General features: G+C 70.2%; 16 protein-coding genes and 2 pseudogenes. 4 read left to right on the top strand and 14 right to left on the bottom strand.

Going from position 1 to position 18,325, the window contains the following annotated elements:
- The first annotated feature begins 107 nt into the window (after positions 1 to 107).
- Positions 108 to 551 carry a DUF6314 family protein gene (locus OG226_RS38795; RefSeq protein WP_328684430.1) on the top strand — a complete coding sequence of 148 codons (444 nt, stop codon included), beginning with the start codon at positions 108 to 110 and terminating at the stop codon, positions 549 to 551.
- Between the two features lie 33 nt (positions 552 to 584).
- On the opposite strand, the gene OG226_RS38790 is transcribed toward OG226_RS38795, so the two are convergent.
- From OG226_RS38790 to OG226_RS38780, 3 genes are all read right to left on the bottom strand, one after another.
- On the bottom strand, positions 585 to 1,178 hold the full coding sequence (locus tag OG226_RS38790; RefSeq protein ID WP_329351506.1) for a histidine phosphatase family protein: 594 nt from the start codon (positions 1,176 to 1,178) through the stop codon (positions 585 to 587).
- A gap of 105 nt (positions 1,179 to 1,283) precedes the next feature.
- Complete coding sequence (locus tag OG226_RS38785) at positions 1,284 to 1,721, bottom strand: GNAT family N-acetyltransferase (protein WP_328684428.1); 438 nt, start codon at positions 1,719 to 1,721, stop codon at positions 1,284 to 1,286.
- A gap of 160 nt (positions 1,722 to 1,881) precedes the next feature.
- The gene (locus OG226_RS38780; protein WP_328684427.1) at positions 1,882 to 3,318 is read right to left on the bottom strand and encodes an aminotransferase-like domain-containing protein; all 1,437 of its coding nucleotides are present in this window, start codon (positions 3,316 to 3,318) and stop codon (positions 1,882 to 1,884) included.
- Here OG226_RS38780 and OG226_RS38775 point away from each other — a divergent pair.
- Positions 3,317 to 4,267, top strand: a complete 951-nt coding sequence (locus OG226_RS38775) for a DMT family transporter (RefSeq protein WP_328684426.1) — start codon at positions 3,317 to 3,319, stop codon at positions 4,265 to 4,267. The genes OG226_RS38780 and OG226_RS38775 overlap by 2 nt on opposite strands.
- Before the next feature lie 31 nt (positions 4,268 to 4,298).
- Here the strand turns inward: OG226_RS38775 and OG226_RS38770 are convergent, their stop codons facing one another.
- Positions 4,299 to 5,543 (bottom strand): glycoside hydrolase family 10 protein, encoded by a 1,245-nt coding sequence (locus tag OG226_RS38770; protein ID WP_329351505.1) that lies wholly within the window; start codon positions 5,541 to 5,543, stop codon positions 4,299 to 4,301.
- A 170-nt stretch (positions 5,544 to 5,713) separates the two neighbouring features.
- Between OG226_RS38770 and OG226_RS38765 the strand changes: the two genes are divergently transcribed.
- Together OG226_RS38765 and OG226_RS38760 are read left to right on the top strand one after the other, a co-directional pair.
- Positions 5,714 to 6,589: a 3-hydroxybutyryl-CoA dehydrogenase gene (locus OG226_RS38765; RefSeq protein WP_328684424.1), complete on the top strand. Its 876-nt coding sequence runs from the start codon at positions 5,714 to 5,716 to the stop codon at positions 6,587 to 6,589.
- A gap of 204 nt (positions 6,590 to 6,793) precedes the next feature.
- Positions 6,794 to 7,051, top strand: a complete 258-nt coding sequence (locus OG226_RS38760) for a hypothetical protein (protein ID WP_328684423.1) — start codon at positions 6,794 to 6,796, stop codon at positions 7,049 to 7,051.
- Between the two features lie 68 nt (positions 7,052 to 7,119).
- Here the strand turns inward: OG226_RS38760 and OG226_RS38755 are convergent.
- From OG226_RS38755 to infC, 10 genes and pseudogenes are all read right to left on the bottom strand, one after another.
- Positions 7,120 to 7,662, bottom strand: a pseudogene (locus tag OG226_RS38755) (NUDIX hydrolase); the annotation flags it as partial.
- A gap of 82 nt (positions 7,663 to 7,744) precedes the next feature.
- The gene (locus OG226_RS38750; RefSeq protein WP_328684422.1) at positions 7,745 to 9,085 is read right to left on the bottom strand and encodes a transcriptional regulator; all 1,341 of its coding nucleotides are present in this window, start codon (positions 9,083 to 9,085) and stop codon (positions 7,745 to 7,747) included.
- 208 nt (positions 9,086 to 9,293) lie between these two features.
- Positions 9,294 to 10,448 carry a PP2C family protein-serine/threonine phosphatase gene (locus OG226_RS38745; RefSeq protein ID WP_328684421.1) on the bottom strand — a complete coding sequence of 385 codons (1,155 nt, stop codon included), beginning with the start codon at positions 10,446 to 10,448 and terminating at the stop codon, positions 9,294 to 9,296.
- A gap of 239 nt (positions 10,449 to 10,687) precedes the next feature.
- Positions 10,688 to 13,210, bottom strand: coding sequence for a phenylalanine--tRNA ligase subunit beta (gene pheT, locus OG226_RS38740; protein WP_328684420.1), 2,523 nt, complete (start codon positions 13,208 to 13,210; stop codon positions 10,688 to 10,690).
- A complete protein-coding gene (gene pheS, locus OG226_RS38735) occupies positions 13,210 to 14,337 on the bottom strand; it encodes a phenylalanine--tRNA ligase subunit alpha (protein WP_328684419.1) in 1,128 nt (375 codons plus the stop codon). Before pheS ends, pheT begins: the two co-directional genes overlap by 1 nt.
- Positions 14,338 to 14,503: 166 nt before the next feature.
- Positions 14,504 to 15,631: a sensor histidine kinase gene (locus OG226_RS38730; RefSeq protein ID WP_327405327.1), complete on the bottom strand. Its 1,128-nt coding sequence runs from the start codon at positions 15,629 to 15,631 to the stop codon at positions 14,504 to 14,506.
- Between the two features lie 56 nt (positions 15,632 to 15,687).
- The gene (locus OG226_RS38725; RefSeq protein ID WP_328684417.1) at positions 15,688 to 16,527 is read right to left on the bottom strand and encodes a TrmH family RNA methyltransferase; all 840 of its coding nucleotides are present in this window, start codon (positions 16,525 to 16,527) and stop codon (positions 15,688 to 15,690) included.
- A gap of 175 nt (positions 16,528 to 16,702) precedes the next feature.
- The gene (gene rplT, locus OG226_RS38720) at positions 16,703 to 17,086 is read right to left on the bottom strand and encodes a 50S ribosomal protein L20 (RefSeq protein WP_019066261.1); all 384 of its coding nucleotides are present in this window, start codon (positions 17,084 to 17,086) and stop codon (positions 16,703 to 16,705) included.
- A 102-nt stretch (positions 17,087 to 17,188) separates the two neighbouring features.
- Positions 17,189 to 17,383 (bottom strand): 50S ribosomal protein L35, encoded by a 195-nt coding sequence (gene rpmI / locus OG226_RS38715; protein ID WP_019065473.1) that lies wholly within the window; start codon positions 17,381 to 17,383, stop codon positions 17,189 to 17,191.
- A gap of 107 nt (positions 17,384 to 17,490) precedes the next feature.
- Positions 17,491 to 18,226 (bottom strand): annotated as a pseudogene (gene infC, locus OG226_RS38710) (translation initiation factor IF-3).
- Positions 18,227 to 18,325: the final 99 nt, after the last annotated feature.

Below are 18,325 nucleotides of genomic sequence, written 5' to 3'. Positions count from 1 at the left end.
GATAGGGAAGGGGCGTGAGCACGTCAATGGGGCCGGTGCGGACGGGGACGTAGGGTCGAGGACATGCATGCGCTGTTGCCCCACCAGGTCATGCGGAAGGGATGACGATGGGCGAGTTCTGGCCGGTGGCGGACGTGTTGGCGTACCTGTCCGGGAGTTGGCGGGTCCGGAGGTCGGTACGGGACCTGTCGAGCGGGGACGAGGGCGACTTCGCGGGTACGACCGTCTTCAGCGCGCTGCCCGAAGGGGGCCTGCTGCACACGGAGTCGGGCACCTTCACCTGGCTGGGCGTGGCCCGTCCCGCCGAGCGGACCCTGCGGTTCCTGCCGGGCGGGGCACCGGGGACGGCCGACGTGCGCTTCGGCGACGGACGGCCCTTCCACGGTCTGGATCTGGCCACGGGGCACCATGTAGCCGACCATCCCTGCTCGGCGGATCTGTACCGGGGCGAGTTCACGGTGCTCGACGCGGACCACTGGCGGACGGTGTGGCAGGTGGGCGGGCCGGCCAAGGACCTACTGCTCAACACGGATTACACGCGCGGGAGTTGAGCAGCGGCGCCCTCTCCCGCTGCACCCACGGCCCTACACCCGCCTGGACTGGACCCCCGCCCCGTCGAACCGCAGGTTCCAGCGCCCCGCATGCCCCGTGACCGTGGTGGTCGACAGTGGGCGCACGTCGAGGTTCCAGTAGGTCGACGGGGGTGCCTTGAGGGCGTAGACCAACGCGGCGCGGATCACGGAGGGTTCGGCGACGGCGACGATGCGGCCGCCGTCGTCGTCGGGGCGGGTGTCCAGCCAGCCGCCCACCCGGGAGATGAAGGCCAGCAGGGACTCGCCGCCGTGCGGGGTGGAGCGGGGGTCGGCGAGCCAGGCGTCCACCAGGGCCGGTTCGCGAGCCATCGCCTCGCCGAGGGTCAGGCCGCGCCAGCGGCCCATGTCACAGTCCCGCAGGGCGAGTTGCACCAACGGGGTGTACCCGAGGCCGTCGCCGGTGGTCCGGCTGCGCGGGGTCGGCGAACAGTAGCGCAGCTCCGCCGCCGCCAGCGGCAGCAGGACCGGGGCGGCGCGCTGCACCTCGTCCCATCCCGCCTGGTCCAGCGGGCGGTCGTCCTCGAAGCGCTCCGCGAGCAGCGGGGAGCTGCGCGCGGCGGCGACGAACGTGACCCGAAGTAGCATGCGGCGATCGTGATCCCGCCGAAGTACGCAGGTCAAGGGGTGCCGAACGAGCGTTACCCAGGGTGGGCGAAACCTCACTTCGAAGTCGGGACCAGGGCGGACAACTCACTCGAAAATGAGGGCCATCCACTGGTCGGGCCGCTCCAATGGCTTGAATCCGAGCTTCTCGTACACCCCGTGGGCGTCGTGCGTGGCGAGCAGGATCCGCCGCAGTCCGAACGGCCGCAGCTCCTCGCACACAGCGCCGACGAACGCCGTGCCGACGCCCTTGCCGCGCACCGACGGGTCCACGTACACGTCGCACAGCCACGCGAACGCGGCCTGGTCGGTGACCACGCGCGCGTACGCCACCTGCTCCCCCGAAGTCGTGTCGTACACCCCGAAGTTCAGCGAGGACGCGACCGCCCGCTCGTGCTTCTCGCGGGGCCGGTCCATCGCCCAGTAGGCGTCGGTGGACAGCCAGCGGTAAGTGCGGTCGATGTCGACGCGGGCGGAGTCGGCGGAGAACTCATAGCCGTCGGGGAGGCTCGGGATGTCGTTCATGGCGGGAGGCTCGCAGGTCAGGGGGCGAGGTGTCGAGCGGTTTTGGCCGGCGGCCCGGGCGTTGTCAGTGCCGGGTGGCAGGCTTTGGACCACTGGTTCGAGGACGGGGAGCGGAGCTACGAACTGCTCACCGAGACCCCCGGGCTGGGGCACCGCCGCGTCAGAGCACCTCCTCGCAGGCCGCCCGAAGCCGTCGTACGCCCTCCACGATCTCCCCCGTCCCCGCGACCGCGGCGAAGCTCAACCGGACGTGGGCGGCCGGGGGTTCGGCGCTGAAGTAGGGGCGGCCGGGGGCGATGGAGACGCCCGCGCGGAGGGCCGCGATCGTCAGGGACTGTTCGTCCATGCCGTCGGGGAGTCGGAGCCAGAGGTGGTAGCCACCGGAGGGGATGTGCGGGAGGGAGAAGGTGGGGAGTTCGAGGCGCAGAGCGGTCGTCATCGTGGTGAGGCGGGTCTTCAACTCGGTTGAGATCGCGCGGAGATGGCGGGGCCACGCCGGGGAGCCGACGAGTTCGAGGGCCGCCTCCTGGAGCGGGCGGGGGACGAAGAAGGTGTCGACGACCTGGATGGCGCGCAGGCGTTCCAGCACCGGGCCGTGCGCGGCGAGGGCGCTGACCCGGAAGCTGGGCGAGGTCGCCTTGGTGAGCGAGCCGACGTGGACGACGACTCCGTCGGGGTCGTCGGCGACGAGCGGGCTCGGCAGCGGACCCGCGTCGTCGTGCACGAGCCGTCGTACGAAGTCGTCCTCGATGACGAACGCGCCCGCGTCGCGGGCGATGCCCAGGACCTCCGAACGGCGGGCGGGGGCGAGGACCGCGCCGGTCGGGTTCTGGAACAGGGGCTGGCAGACGAAGACCCGGGCGCCGGTCGCGCGGAACGCTTCGGCGAGCAGGGGCGGTTTCACGCCGTCCGCGTCCACCGGCACCGGGACCGGACGCAGGCCTGCCGCCCGCGCGATCGCCAACATGCCTGGATACGTGGGGGATTCGACGAGGACCGGTGCGCCCGGGGGTGCGAGGGCGCGCAGTGCGGTGGTGAGCGCGGTCTGGCCGCCCGCGCTCACCAGGACGTCGGCGGCCGTCACCGCTCCGCCGATGCTGCGCGCGAACCACTCGCGCAGTTCCGGCAGGCCCTCCATCGGCGGGCGGCCCCAGGCGCCGGGGCGGCGGCCGGCCCGGGACAGCGCTGCGGCCATCGCGCGCTCGGGTTGCAGGGACGGGTGTAGATAGCCGCCGTTGAACTCGATCACGCCCGGCGGCGGGACGGCCAGGGTCGCCAGGACCGCGGACGCGTCCACCGTGCGCGGGACGAAGTCGGCGGTGCCGTCCGCGCTGAGCGCGACCTCCTGCCAGGAGGTGTCCCCCGAGGTAGCGGCGGTCGCGGGGCGGGGCGTCGCCCGGAACGCGCCCGCGCCGGGCCGGGTGACCACCAGTCCTTCGGCGGCCAGCTGCGCGAGGGCGCGCGAGACGGTCACGGGGCTCACCCTGAACCGTTCGACGAGCGCCCGGCTCGACGGCAGCTTTCCACCGGGTGAGTAGCGGTTGAGTTCCTGTCGCAGATGATTCGCCAGTTCACCGACACTGCTACGCTCGTGCATGAGAGCACACGATAGCGCTACCGCCCCGAGCCCGATAGCGGTCAGCACCGGTACCGGCCCCGCTTCCGCCCCCGCACCGGCCCCCGTGCTCGGCGTCCGCGCCGGTACCGTCCAGGCCGCGCTCGGTGTGATCGCCTTCTCCCTCACCTTCCCCGCCACCGCCTGGGGGCTCGAAGGCTTCGGCGCCTGGTCGTTGGTGGCCGTGCGCAGCGTCCTCGCGGCGGTCATCGCGGGCGGCTGTCTACTGGCGCTGCGCGTCCGCGTGCCCGGCCGTCGACACTGGGGCGGGCTGGCCGTCGTGGCGGCAGGGGTGGTCGTCGGTTTCCCGCTGCTCACCACGCTCGCGCTGGAGACGTCGACCACCGCGCACGCGGCGGTGGTTGTCGGCCTGCTGCCGCTGACGACCGCCGCGCTGTCCGCGCTGCGCACCGGCATCCGCCCCTCGCGCACCTTCTGGACGGCCGCGCTCGCGGGCGCCGGCGCGGTGATCGCCTTCACCGTCCAGCAGAGCGGCGGCGCCGTGACCACCGCCGACCTGTATCTCCTCGCCGCGCTGCTGGTCTGCGCGGCCGGTTACACCGAGGGCGGCCGACTGGCCCGGGTCATGCCCGGCTGGCAGGTCATCGCCTGGGCGCTGGTCCTGTGCCTGCCGCTGACCGTGCCCGCCGCCGCGATCGCGCTGTCGTACGACACCCCGCACCTCACCGCGCACAGCGTGGCCGGGCTGCTGTGGGTCGCCGCCGGTTCGCAGTTCTTCGGGCTCGTCGTCTGGTACCGGGGCATGGCCGCCATCGGCGTCCCGAAGGCAAGCCAACTACAGCTGGCCCAACCGCTGCTCACACTGGTCTGGTCGGTCCTGCTGCTCGGCGAACACCTGCCTGTGGCCGCCCCGTTGACCGCGGCGGCGGTGCTGGTGTGCATCGCCGTCACGCAACGGGCGCGGAGTTGAGGTGTACAGATCCCGCTTCCGGAACGGGAGTTCAGCGCGGAGCCCGCACGTGCTCCTGGTAGTGGTCGGCCACCAGCCGGGCCATCGCGCCGATAGGATCCACCGCCACATCCCTGGCCGCGAAGAAGACATGCCCGCCGAACTGGGGGTACTTGGCCGCGAGCGTGAGGTGGCGGGAGAGTTCGGCCGGGTCCTGCCAGGCCGCGGGCTGTGCCGGGTCGCCCGCCTTGTACAGCGCCTCACCCGCGTAGAGCCGCGTCTTCGTGCCGCGCGCCACCTCCGCCCACCAGGGCAGCAGCTTGGCGTAGTCGGCGGCGGCGAAGCCGATGTTCCAGTACAGCTGCGGGACGATGTAGTCGATCCAGTTCTCGCGCACCCACTTGCGGGTGTCCGCGCACAGGTCGTCGTACGTCTGCACCCCCGCCCGGGTGTCGGAGCCGCGTGGGTCGGTCGCGATGTTGCGCCACACGCCGAAGGGGCTGATCCCGAAGCTCGTGCCCGGGCGGATCCGCTGGATGCGGGCCGCGGTCTCGCGGATCAGCTTGTCGATGTTGTCGCGGCGCCAGCCGGCCCGGTCGGCGAAGCCGCCGCCGTACCTGTCGTAGGCCGCGTCGTCGTCGAAGGTCTGGCCGGCCACCGGGTACGGGTAGAAGTAGTCGTCGAAGTGGACCCCGTCGACCGGGTACTTCTTCACCGCGTCGAGGATCGCGTCCTCGACGAAGGCGCGCACCTGGGGCAACCCGGGGTTGTAGTAGAGCTTCCCGCCGTACGCCACCACCCAGTCCGGGTGCTTGCGCGCCGGGTGCGAGGCGACGAGCCTGGTCAGGTCGGTGTTGTTGGCGATCCGGTACGGGTTGAACCAGGCGTGCAGTTCCAGCCCCCGCGCATGCGCCTCTTCCACGGCCGTCTTCAGCGGGTCCCAGCCGGGGGCCACGCCCTGGGTGCCGGTCAGGTACTGCGACCAGGGCTCGTACGGCGAGGGCCACAACGCGTCGGCGGTGGGCCGTACTTGGAACATCACCGTGTTGAGGCGGTCCCGGACCGCCGTGTCGAGGTGGGCGATCAGTTCGGTGCGCTGCTGTGCCGCGGTGAGGCCCGGGCGGGAGGGCCAGTCGCGGTTGGCCACCGTCGCCAGCCACACACCCCGCATCTCGGTGACCCCGCGCGGACGACCCGCCGGCCTCGGTACGGGCCCGGGTTCCGCCGCCGCGCTGCCCGTCGTGGCCAGCGTCGACAGCGCGGCCATCGCGAACGCCCGACGTGACAATCGCCCCATCTGCACACCCCCATACGCTGTGGATCCGTGCCGTCACGGATCGTCTCCGCGCCCCAGAATGCCCGACCCCGGCGATCGATCATCGATACTTACGGGTAACGTGCACGATCGGAGCAGGCGCCGAACTACGGAATCCTGCGACACAGTGACAGAGCAGTGAAGGGGACGATGTGACGGGCATCCCAGCGGGAGATATTACGCGCGTCGGAGTGGTCGGCTGCGGCCAGATGGGCGCGGGTATCGCCGAGGTGTGCGCCCGCTCCGGCCTGGACGTGAAGGTCGCCGAGACCACCGGCGAGGCCCTGGAGATCGGCCGGACCCGGCTGTTCAACTCGCTGACCAAGGCCGCCGAGCGCGGCAAGATCACCGCCGAGGAACTGGCGGAGACGCAGGCGCGGCTCAGCTTCACCACCGATCTCGGCGAGTTCGCCGACCGTGACCTCGTGGTCGAGGCCGTCGTCGAGAACGAGCAGGTGAAGACCGAGATCTTCCAGGTGCTCGACCAGGTCGTGACCCGCCCCGACGCGATCCTGGCCTCCAACACCTCCTCGATCCCGTTGGTGCGGCTCGCGGTCGCCACCTCGCGCCCCGACCAGGTCATCGGCATCCACTTCTTCAACCCGGCCCCGGTGCAGAAGCTGGTCGAGCTGATCCCGGCGCTGACCACCTCCGAGGGCACGCTCAGCCGCGCCCAGCTGTTCGCCGAGAAGGCGCTCGGCAAGCACGCGATCCGCGCGCAGGACCGCTCCGGCTTCGTGGTGAACGCGCTGCTGATCCCCTATCTCCTGTCCGCGATCCGGATGTTCGAGTCGGGCATCGCCAGCCGCGAGGACATCGACAACGGCATGGAGCTCGGCTGCGCCCACCCGATGGGCCCGCTGAAGCTGGCCGACCTGATCGGCCTGGACACGGTCGCCTCGGTCGCGTTCTCGATGTACGAGGAGTACAAGGAGCCGCTGTACGCCGCTCCCCCGCTGCTCCAGCGCATGGTCGACGCGGGACGCCTCGGCCGTAAGTCCGGCTCGGGCTTCTACACCTACGCCTGAGCACTTCCCTCGCGGCAACTCACCGTAATACTTTGGCGGTTGCGGGCCCGGCACTCTTCGGAGTGCCGGGCCCGCGCCATTCACACACCGTGTGCGCGCCGGGCCCGCATATGCCGCTCGCACACTCTCCCCCGGTGTCCACCAGGGGAGTTGACTCTTCATGCGCATGCAAGGGATGTTCCGACTACGGAAAGGAGCGGACCCGTGACCGCCGACCCCGAGCATCCCGTGGTCCATGGAGAACTCGCAGAGTTACGCCGCCGTCTCGACGTCGCCTACGCGCGTGTCGAGGGAGGGCTGGCGCTGCTCAGCCATCGCACCGAGGAGACGGACAAGGAACTGGACGATCTGAGCGCGCGAATCGTTGCACTGGAGCACACGCGGTGGCCGTTGCCGACCATTGCCGCGATGACCGCCGTGGGTGCCCTTGTCGTGACTGTCTGGCAGGCGCTGGGACGTTAGCGTTCGAAGGGCGGTCGGTTGGCTGCGGGTTCGTCGTGGCTGGTCGCGCCGTTCCCCGCGCCCCTTTGGGGCGCTCCATCCTGCCCCAGCCTCAGATGGTGCAACAGCAGTAACGCGGCTGCCATGTTGGCGGCCGGGACCTCCCCGCGGGCGACCATGTCGGGTACGAGTTTGAGCGGCACCCATTCCCGGCGGTCCGACTCGAAGTCGTCCACGGGGTGTCCGGTGTACTCGCCCTCGTCGGCCCAGTAGATGTGGTGCCGGGCGTCCGTGAGCCCGTTGGACGGCTCCACGCTCATCAGGTGGTGCAGGGGCCCCGGCCGCCAGCCGGTCTCTTCCTCCAGTTCCCTGGCGGCCGCGCGCGCGATGTCCTCGCCGTCCTCCACGACGCCGGCCGCGAGCTCCCACCCCCAACTGTCGGTGATGAAACGGTGCCGCCACAGCAGGAGCACTTCGTTCGCCTCGTTGACCACCGTCGCCACGGCCACCGGACGAAGCCGTATGAGGAAGTGGTCGAGGTGCCGGCCGTCGGGCAGTTCGACATCCGCGAGATTGACGCTGAACCAGCGATTTGAGTACACAGTTTGTTCGTTCTGTTTCGTCCACTGCACGGTTCTGCCACCTTCCGTCGAGTAAGTGGCAATATCGCAGCAGGGACTGTGTCGTGGTCTACGGCGCTTTCCAGGGCGCGTTCTACAGCGGTACGCGCAGTGCTCCGTCGATGAGTTCGGCCGCCTCGGTGGTACCCGCGCAGTCGCTGCGCACCAGGTACTCACGGACCGCGCGGAGTCTGTCGCGCAGCCGCTGGGACTCCATGCCCCGTGCCTGCTCGGCCATCTGCACCGCCGTGGCCACCGCTTTGTCGGCGTTCCCCTGGCGCAGTTCGATCTGGCTGAGCATGGCCAACCGGTGCACCCGGCCCCGGTCGTGCGCCGGAGTGTCCACGGCCGCGTGGGCGTGTTCCCCGGCCGCCGTCAGATCGCCGAGGCTGAGAAGCGCCTCCGCCACCTGGACGTTGACCAGGCCCGGCTGGACATAGCCGGTCTCGTCGGGTTCGTATCCGCGTCGGATGCGTTCGGCGGCCTGCTCGGCACGCCGGATGCAGGACAGGGCGCTCGTGCCGTCGCCGAGGTGCGCGTACGCCTTCGCCTGCATCGCGTACAGGTCGGAGGCGAGCGCCGGGGTGATCTGCCGGCCTGCGGCGCGCAGCGCGGCCTCCGCGAAGGCGACGGCCTGGCGGAACTCCCGCATGAAAAGCGACTGGTTGACGAGCAGCGCGATGACGTACGCGCCAAGTCCCCGGTCATTGCTGGCCTTTGCGAGCCGCAGCGCCTGGTGGAAGTAGCGCTGGGCGAGTCCGTGCGCGTCGGAGTCGTAGGCGCAGATGCCCGCGATGGCCACCAACCCGCCGGTGGCGCGGTGCAGTTGGCGACCGGTGGCGTCGGTGTAGCTGCCGCGCAGCAGTGGGGCGGTCTCGGAGTTGAGGAAGCCGACGATGCGGGTGCGGGTCGCGACGCCGCCGGCCTTGCGGTACATCTGCTCGTAGTGGGCGCGGGCCGAGCGCAGCATCTCGATGTCGGCCATGCTCACCGCGTGCCGGCCGCCACGCGATACGTCGACGTCCTCGGGCGGGTTCTCCCATTCCCACACGGGCATCACCGCGGGCGTTCCGGTGACCGCGGGGGCGCCGAGGATGTGCGGGCGCTGCTGTTCGTCGGAGCGCCACAGGGCGGTGGCCCGCTCGACGAAGCCGGAGAGGGAGGTGCCGTGCGGGGTGGACGGTTCGCCCGGTACGCCGAGGCCGATGTCGTCGAGGGTGACGGGTCTGTGCAGGCGGGTCGCGAGCACCTCGCAGATCAGGTCGGGGACCTGGCCCCGGGGGCGCTGGCCCTTCAACCACCGTGCCACGGCGGTGTGTTCGTAGCGCAGCGCGAGCCCTCGGGCCCGTCCCGCCTGGTTCACGTGGGCGGCGAGTCCCGCGTGCGAGATTCCCGCCTCGTCCAGGATCGCGTCGAGGAGTGTGTTGGGCTGCATGGATGGCCCCCCGGGTGACTCGGTGCGGACAGAGTAGTGCGGGTCCGTTCGCACGGGGTGTGAACGGAGTACGCGAATCCGCGGCGTGTGCACACTGTCGCGGAGAGTTTCCAACCGGTTGACTGGATTGCCTCGCAAGAGGCCGGCCGGGCCGCCGGCTCCCCCTCGTAAGTGCGGCGGCCTGGCTTTGCGGGGCGGAACGGTGCGGCTAAACGCCGTTGTGCTGTGGGTAGTTCGTCGGATGCGGGTGCGTTGCGGCTGGTCGCGCCCCCGCGGCGGAGCCGCTGATGTCACAGCCCCGCGCCCCTGAGGGGGTGGGTGTGGGCCTGCGATCGTTGCGCAGGATGAGTATCGCCACGTCGTCCGTCGGGGTGCCGCCCGTGTGACGAAGCAGGGCCGTGAAGACTGAGCCCAGTACGGACTGCGGTACGGGGAGCGGGTGTTGAGCCGTCACCTCTGTCAGGACATCCCGCAACGGGAAGAAGCGGCCCCTCGTGTCACGGGCGTCCTCCGCTCCGTCCGTGTAGAGGAACAGGGCCTCGCCCGGAAGGAGTTGGCCGCAGCAGACGAACGGCAGCTCCGTCGGCAACGGGAACGGACCGAGGGGCGGAAGGGGATCGGCCCGGGCAAGTGGCTCGACACTCTCCGCGCTCAGCAGATACGGCCACGGGTGACCGCAGTTCAGCCCCCGCACCTCGCCGTCCCTGTCGATCTCCAGCAGCAGTACGGTGACGAACTCCTCGGCGACCGGGCTGTCGGGGTCGAGGCCGCCGGACGCGGGGTGTTCCGCGCGGGCGCGTTCACGCAGGTGGCGGGCGAGGGCGCGCTCCAGGCGGCGCAGGACGCCCTCCAGGTCGGGCTCGTCGTGGGCGGCCTCGCGGAAACTGCCGAGGACGGCGGCGACCGTGCCGATCGCGGAGATGCCGTGGCCGCGTACATCGCCCATCACGACCCGGACGCCGTGCTCGGTGGCGATCACCTCGTACAGGTCACCGCCGACCACCGCACCGCGCTCCGCGGAGAGTTGGGCGGCGGCGATGTTCAGCCCGTCGAGGCGGGGTGGCAGTGGGCGCAGCAGGGCGTTCTGGGCGGCGCCGGCGATCTGGCGGATCTGCCGCAGTTCGCGGAGCAGGGAACGGCGGACCTGGACGATGAGACCGGTGCCGACCGCGAAGAACACCGCGCTGGTGACGATGCGGGCGCCCAGGCTGTTCTGCTGGGCGAGCGGGCAGGTGAGTTTGTAGGTGATCGCTATGGCGCCCCAGACCGTGGGCAGCCCCAGGGCGAGCGCCCGGCGCAGCGGACGGCGGGCACGCTTCCTCGGGCGCGTCCTGCGGGGCACCCCAGCCTTGATGCGGATCATGCCTGTGGCCCCCCAAATAGGCCCCGACAGCGCAATCGGACCGGCCCCGAAAGGCCGGTCCGATTCTGTCGACCACATGCCCCGATCGGGCCACATCACCCGAACTTCTCACCCGAATGAGTGAGGCGACGAATACAGGCCCACAGTGATGCCCTCAAGGGGCGCGGGGAACTGCGCGACCAGCCACAACGAGCCCGCAGCCGGCAAACAACAGCAGCTCCCCACCCCTTGGCCGAGTCTCAGCCGCGAAGCACAGCTCCAACCCGCGACCCGGCCAACGCCACCGCCGCATCCCGAGCAGCCGACGCCTCATCGACAGTCAACGTCCGATCAGCCGCCCGGAACCGCAACGCATAGGCGAGCGACTTCTTCCCCTCACCCAACTGCGCCGCGTTCTCATAGACGTCGAACAACCGGATCGACTCCAGCAGTTCACCCGCACCCTCCCGCAACGCGGCCTCCACACCCGCATGCGGCACAGCCACATCGACAACGAGCGCGACATCCTGCGTGGCAACAGGGAACGTGGAGATCTTCGGCCCCTTGGGAACCCCCGAAGACGCCAACTCAAGGACATCCAGGTCGAGTTCCATCGCACTGGTACGCGCAGGAAGCCCCAGCGTCTTCAGCACACCAGGGTGCAACTCCCCGGCGTAACCGATGACTTGCTCAACACCCTCGACGACAACCGCGAGTTCCGCGCAGCGACCAGGGTGCCAGGGCCCGTACTGCCCACCCCGCACAACGAGTTCGGTCCCGGCCTCCCGCGCCAGCACCCGCGCCGCCTCGACCGCGTCGGCCCAGTCGGACGGACGCCCCTTGCCCCACCACCCGGCCTGCTCACGCGCGCCCGCGAGGACGACCGCGGCATGCCGGGGCTGAACGGGCAGCGCCTCGGTGAGAGAAGCGATCTCCTCGTCGGTGGGACGCCGGTCGACAGGCAGCCGTACCGCGATCTTCAGCTCTTCGCGCGGGTGGAAGACCAGCCCGGTCTCGAACAGCGCGAGGTCGTGCGAGCCCCGACCGTCGTTCCGGCGCAGCGCACCGAGCAGGCCCGGCAGCAGCGTCGTGCGCAGCGCGGGCTCCTCGTCCGAGAGCGGGTTGACCAGCTTGACGACCTTGCGGTTCGGGTCGTCGGCGGCCAGGCCGAACTGGTCGAAGACGTGCTCGCCGACGAAGGGGTAGTTCGGCGCCTCGACGTAACCGGCACCGGCCAGCGCGCGGCCGATGCGGCGGTGGAGGCGCTGGCGGTCGGTGAGGCCCCGGCCCGCGGGGGGCTTGGGGAGCGTGGAGGGCAGGTTCTCGTAGCCCTCCAGGCGGATGACCTCTTCGGCCAGGTCGTTCGGGTCCGTGAGGTCGGGGCGCCAGGACGGGACGGTGACGATCAGCTCGTCCTGCCCGTACACGTCGCAGCCGACCTGCTGGAGACGCCGTACGACGGTCTCGCGGCCGTAGGCGACACCCGCCACCTTGTCCGGATGGTCCGCCGGGATCGTGATGGTGTGCGGGGCCGAGGGCGCGATGACCTCGGTGACGCCCGCGTCCGCCGTGCCGCCGGCGAGGAGGACCAGGAGGTCCACCGTGCGCTGGGCTGCCGCCGACGCGGCCTGCGGGTCGACGCCGCGCTCGAAGCGCTTGGACGCCTCGGAGGCCAGCTTGTGGCGGCGGGCCGTACGCGAGATGGAGAGCGCGTCGAAGTGCGCGGCCTCGACGACGACCTCGGTGGTGGTGCCCTCGGTGTCGTCGATCTCGGTGTTGGCACCGCCCATGACACCCGCGAGGCCGATGGGGCCGCGGTCGTCGGTGATCACCAGGTCCTCGGCGTCCAGCGTGCGCTTGGCGCCGTCGAGGGTGGTGAGCTTCTCGCCCGGCTCGGCCCGGCGCACGCCGATCGGTCCCTGGACGCGGGAGCGGTCGTAGGCGTGCAGGGGCTGGCCCAGTTCCAGCATCACGTAGTTGGTGATGTCGACGGCGAGCGAGATCGGGCGCATGCCCGCCTTCTGGAGGCGGCGCGTGAGCCAGAGCGGGGAGCGGGCCTCGGGGTCGAGGCCGGTGACCGTGCGGGCGGTGAAGCGGTCGCAGCCCATCGGGTCGGAGACCTGGACCGGGTAGCCGAAGGCGTTCGGCTGCGGGACGTCCAGCAGCGCCGGGTCGCGCAGCGGGAGACCGTAGGCGGTGGCGGTCTCGCGGGCGACACCGCGGATCGACAGGGCGTAGCCGCGGTCGGGGGTGACGGCGATGTCGAGGACCTCGTCGACGAGCTGGAGCAGCTCGATCGCGTCGGTGCCGACCTCGTGCTCGGGCGGCAGCACGATGATGCCGTGCGAGCCGTCGTCGCCCATGCCCAGCTCGTCGCCGGAGCAGATCATGCCGTGCGAGGTCTTGCCGTACGTCTTGCGCGCGGCGATCGCGAAGTCGCCGGGCAGGACCGCGCCCGGGAGGACCACGACGACCTTGTCGCCGACGGCGAAGTTGCGGGCGCCGCAGACGATCTCCTGGGGCTCACCGGTGCCTCCCCCAGAGCCGATGCCCCCAGCCCGGCCGACGTCGACCGTGCAGAAGCGGATGGGCTTCTTGAAGCCCTCCAGCTCCTCGATCGTGAGGACCTTGCCGACGACGAGCGGGCCCTTGATGCCGTCGCCGACCTGCTCGACGGTCTCTACCTCAAGGCCGACGGAAATGAGCTTGGCCTGGACGTCGCGGCCGGTCTCCGTCGCCGGCAGGTCGACGTACTCCCGCAGCCAAGAAAGCGGGACGCGCATCAGATCTCCATCCCGAACGGCCGGGTGAACCGGACGTCGCCCTCGACGATGTCTCGCATGTCTTCGACGTTGTGGCGGAACATCAGCATCCGCTCGATGCCGAACCCGAAGGCGAATCCGCTGTACTTCTCCGGGTCCACACCGCAGGCCACGAGGACGCGCGGGTTGACCATGCCGCAGCCGCCCAGCTCGATCCAGCCCTCGGAGGAGCAGGTGCGGCAGGGGCGGTCGGGGTTGCCGACGGACTCGCCCCTGCAGACGTAGCAGAGCATGTCCATCTCGGCGGACGGCTCGGTGAAGGGGAAGTAGTTCGGGCGCAGCCGGGTCTTCATCTCCGCGCCGAAGAGCGCCTGGACCATGTGGTCGAGGGTGCCCTTGAGGTCGGCCATGGTGAGGCCCTCGTCGATGGCGAGGAGTTCGATCTGGTGGAAGACCGGGGTGTGCGTGGCGTCCAGCTCGTCCGTGCGGTACACGCGGCCGGGGCACACGATGTAGACCGGCGGCTCGCGGTCCAGCATGGCGCGGGCCTGCACGGGCGACGTGTGCGTGCGCAGCACGACACCGGACTCGTCGCCTTCGGTCCCCTTCGGGCCCTGGACGAAGAAGGTGTCCTGCATCTGCCGGGCCGGGTGGTCCGGGGTGAAGTTCAGGGCGTCGAAGTTGAACCACTCCGCCTCGACCTCGGGGCCCTCGGCGACCTCGTACCCCATGGACACGAAGACGTCGGCGACGCGCTCCATGAACGTGGTGAGCGGGTGCCGGGCGCCGGCCGGGACGCGGTCGTACGGCAGCGTGACGTCCACCGCCTCCTCGACCAGGACGCGGGCGTCGCGGTCGGCCTCCAGCTCGGTCTGGCGGGCGGCGAGGGCCTTGTTCACCGCGCCCCGGGCCTGGCCGACGAGCTTGCCGGCCGCGGCCTTGGCCTGCGGGGGCAGCGCGCCGATCTCGCGGTTGGCGAGGGCGAGCGGGGAGGTGCCGCCGGAATGGGCGACCTTGGCCTCCTGGAGCGCGTCGAGGTCACCGGCGGCGGCGAAGGCGGCGAGCGCCTCGTCCCGCATGCGCTCGATCTCTTCCGGTTTCAAGGCCTCGACCTCTACAGGGTCGTACGACTTATTCGGTGCCGACATCTCTTCCCGTGCTTCCGGTTGGCTGGCGGATGGTCCCCGTCCCGACTCGACTCGGGGGACGCGTCGTCGTCCCTGAAACGGGGACGCAAAGGTGCCAAAGGCCGAGTCTAACGGGGGTGAGGCAGGTGACATCGCCCGTGGGGCCTCGTCGGCGGCTGCGGCAGGGCTACTGCAGATACGCCGGGGTGCCCACGGGCAACATAAATCGGAACTCGGCGCCACCGCCCGGGGCGCGGCCGACCGTGATGGTGCCGCCGTGGGCCTCGACGATGCCCTTGACGATGTACAGCCCGAGACCGGTGCCACCGCGCTTGCTGCCCCGCCAGAAGCGGGTGAAGACGCGGTTCATGGACTCCTCCGGGATGCCTGGGCCCTCGTCGCTCACCGTCACCGATGTGCCGGTCTCCTCCCCTTCCCGGGGGGAGGCCGAGGCCGTGACGTCGATAGTGACGGTTCCCTCGCCGTGCCGCACCGCATTTTCCAGCAGGTTGCTCAGCACCTGGTCGACCTTGTCGGGGTCGGCCCACAGGTCGGGCAGCGGCTGCTCGACGCGGAGCAGGAACCGGTCGGCGGTCTGGCCGGCGGCGACGTACGCCTGGATGTGACGGCCGACGGCGGCTCCCATGTCGACGGGCTGGCGGCGCAGCTCCAGCCGCCCCGAGTCGATGCGGGAGATGTCGAGCAGCTCGGCGATGAGCCGGGTGACGCGGTTGGCGTCGGCGTCGACGGTCTCCAGCATCAGCCGCTTCTGGTCGTCGGTGAAACGCTCCCACTTGGCGAGCAGGGTCGCGGTGAACCCCTTGACGGAGGTGAGCGGAGAACGCAGCTCGTGCGCGACGGTGGCGATCAGCTCGGCATGACTGCGCTCGGTACGGCGCCGGGCCTCGGTGTCCCGGAGAGAGACGACGACCCGGCGGACCGGGCCGAGGGGTTCCGCGCGGACATAGCGTGCCGTGACGAGGACTTCATGCCCGCCCGGCAGCAACAGGTTCCGCTCGGGCTGCCGCACCCGGATGGCCAACCCGCCGTAGGGATCGGTCAGTTGCCACCAGCGGCGCCCCTCCAGATCCTCCAACGGAAGGGCCTTCTCCAGCCGTTGCCCGAGGGCGTCGGAGGCGGCGACGGAGGTGATGCGCTCGGCGGCGGCGTTGAAGCAGACGACATGACCGTGCTCGTCGGCGATGACCAGGCCGTCGGCCAGTTCGTCGGGGTCGATGCCGAGGTCGTCGTGCCGGGCCTCGGACGGCCGGGGCACACCCCGTGCTCCCGGCGCGCTGCTCGTGCCGACAGTCATCCCCGTACCCCACCTCTTCTCATACGGCGCAGGTGGCCCCCGAGCTGGTCACCCTACTAGCTGCCGGTGACAGAGCGGCACCCTCCGGAGGCGCGCTGTGCACGCGCCGACGCATACAGACATACGGCGGCGGCGGTGGCGAGGTTCAGGCTCTCGGCCTTCCCGTGGATCGGAACCCGCACAACGGCGTCCGCGAGCACCCGGGTCTCCTCCGGAAGCCCCCACGCCTCGTTCCCGAACACCCAGGCGGTGGGCCCGCCCATGGTCCCCTGGTCCAGCTCGTCGTCGAGGTCGTCGGTCCCGGCCCCGTCGGCGGCGAGAATCCGCACCCCGATCCCCTTGAGCCCGGCCACGGCCTGCTCGACGGGCACCCCGACAGCGACGGGCAGATGGAACAGAGACCCCACGGAGGCCCGTACGGCCTTGGGGTTGTACAGATCCACAGAAGCATCGGTCAGTACGACGGCCTCGGCCCCGGCGGCATCCGCGCACCGCAGAACGGTGCCGGCGTTCCCGGGATCCCGCACATTGGCAAGCACGGCGACGAGCTTGGGGCGGCTACGGAGGATCTCCTCGAACGGAGTGTCGAGGAATCGACAGACCCCGACCAGCCCCTGCGGGGTCACGGTCGTCGAGATGTCGGCGATGACCTGCTCATCCGCGAGGTGCACGCGGGCACCGGCGTCACGGGCTTCGCCGACGATGTCGGCGTACCGCTCCGCGGCATCAACAGTCGCGAACAACTCGACGAGCGTGTCCTTGTACCCCGCCGCCTCCCGCACGGCCTGCGGCCCCTCGGCCAGAAACAGCCGCTCCTTGCTCCGGAAGTTCCGCTTGGCAAGCCGCCGGGCGGCGGAAACGCGGGAGGAACGAGGGGAGATGAGGTCGGGGGACATGCTCTGCTTCACCTTCAAATCTCAGGCCAACCGCAATCCCCTCAGGGGCGCGGGGAACTGCGCGACCAGCCACAACGAACCCGCACCCGACAACGAACCGGGTCCGGCCAGCAACAAAGGACCCGCAGGCAAAAACCTGCGGGTCCCTCAAGTCACCGCTCAAGCCGGCGCGGCGTCACGCAGCCTTGGGCGCGTTGACGTCGCTCGGCAGAGCCTTCTGCGCAACCTCGACCAGCGCGGCGAACGCACCGGCGTCGTTGACAGCCAGCTCCGCGAGGATCTTGCGGTCGACCTCGATGTTCGCCGCGTTCAGACCCTGGATGAAGCGGTTGTACGTGATGCCGTTGGCGCGGGCAGCGGCGTTGATGCGCTGGATCCACAGCCGACGGAAGTCGCCCTTGCGCTTCTTGCGGTCGTTGTAGTTGTAGACCAGCGAGTGGGTGACCTGCTCCTTGGCCTTGCGGTACAGACGCGAACGCTGACCGCGGTAGCCGGAGGCGGCTTCGAGGATCGCCCGGCGCTTCTTGTGGGCGTTGACTGCCCGCTTGACGCGTGCCACTTGTTTAACTCCTTGCAGCGGGGCCGTGGTTGGACTCACACAGCCCGGAATCGATGGGGTCCCGGTCCAGACGTACGGCGCTCAACCGGAGCGCCGCGTACGTCACTTGCCGAGAAGCTTCTTGATCTTCTTGGCGTCGCCCGGGGCCATCTCGGCGTTGCCGGTGAGGCGGCGCGTCACGCGGGACGACTTGTGCTCAAGCAGGTGGCGCTTGCCGGCACGCTCGCGGAGCACCTTGCCGGAGCCCGTGATCTTGAAGCGCTTGCTGGCACCGCTGTGCGACTTGTTCTTCGGCATAGCGCCGTATCTCCTCGTCGGTGGCGCTCCGGTGCCCGGTCGTGAAACCGGGCACAGGTGGAGCGTCGCTCTTGTATCGGTTACATCCCTGGACTGGCGTCCGGGGATCAGGCGTCGGCGCGAGCCTCGGCCGGGGCCTCGACGGTCTCGACCTCGGTGACGTCGCCCTCGTCAACGATCTCCTCGTTGACGCTGTCCTCGTCGTCGAACTCGGACTCCGCGGCGTTCTGCGACTTGCCCGGGTTGGCCTTCGCCTCCGCCTTGCGGACCGCCTGGGCCTCACGGGCCTCGGCCATCGCCTCGGTCTTCTTCTTGTGGGGGCCGAGAACCATGATCATGTTTCGGCCGTCCTGCTTCGGGTTCGACTCGATGAACCCGAGGTCCTCGACGTCCGTGGCGAGACGCTGCAGCAGTCGGTAGCCGAGCTCCGGCCGGGACTGCTCGCGACCACGGAACATGATCGTGATCTTGACCTTGTCGCCCTGCTTCAGGAACCGGACGACGTGACCCTTCTTGGTGTCATAGTCGTGCGGGTCGATCTTCGGCCGGAGCTTCATCTCCTTGATGACCGTGTGCGCCTGGTTCTTGCGCGCCTCACGGGCCTTCATGGCCGACTCGTACTTGAACTTCCCGTAGTCCATGAGCTTGCAGACCGGCGGACGTGCACTCGCCGCAACCTCGACCAGGTCCAGGTCGTACTCCTGCGCAAGCTCAAGGGCCTTGGCAAGCGGAACAATTCCGACCTGCTCGCCGCTCGGACCGACAAGTCGCACTTCGGGAACGCGAATCCGGTCGTTGATACGGGGCTCGGTGCTGATGGATCCTCCTCGGTTAGCACCACACGGCCATCTGGCGGACGGCCGCGTTTGTCTTCGGTAGACAGACCTAACCGCGCCGGAACACAAAAAATGCCCCGGACGATCACAAGACGGGGCTCCAAAA

It is taken from the genome of Streptomyces sp. NBC_01261, assembly GCF_036226385.1.
Classification (GTDB): Bacteria; Actinomycetota; Actinomycetes; order Streptomycetales; family Streptomycetaceae; genus Streptomyces.
Note: the sequence above shows the minus strand (reverse complement) of the source record. Positions and strands in the feature narration are given on the sequence as shown.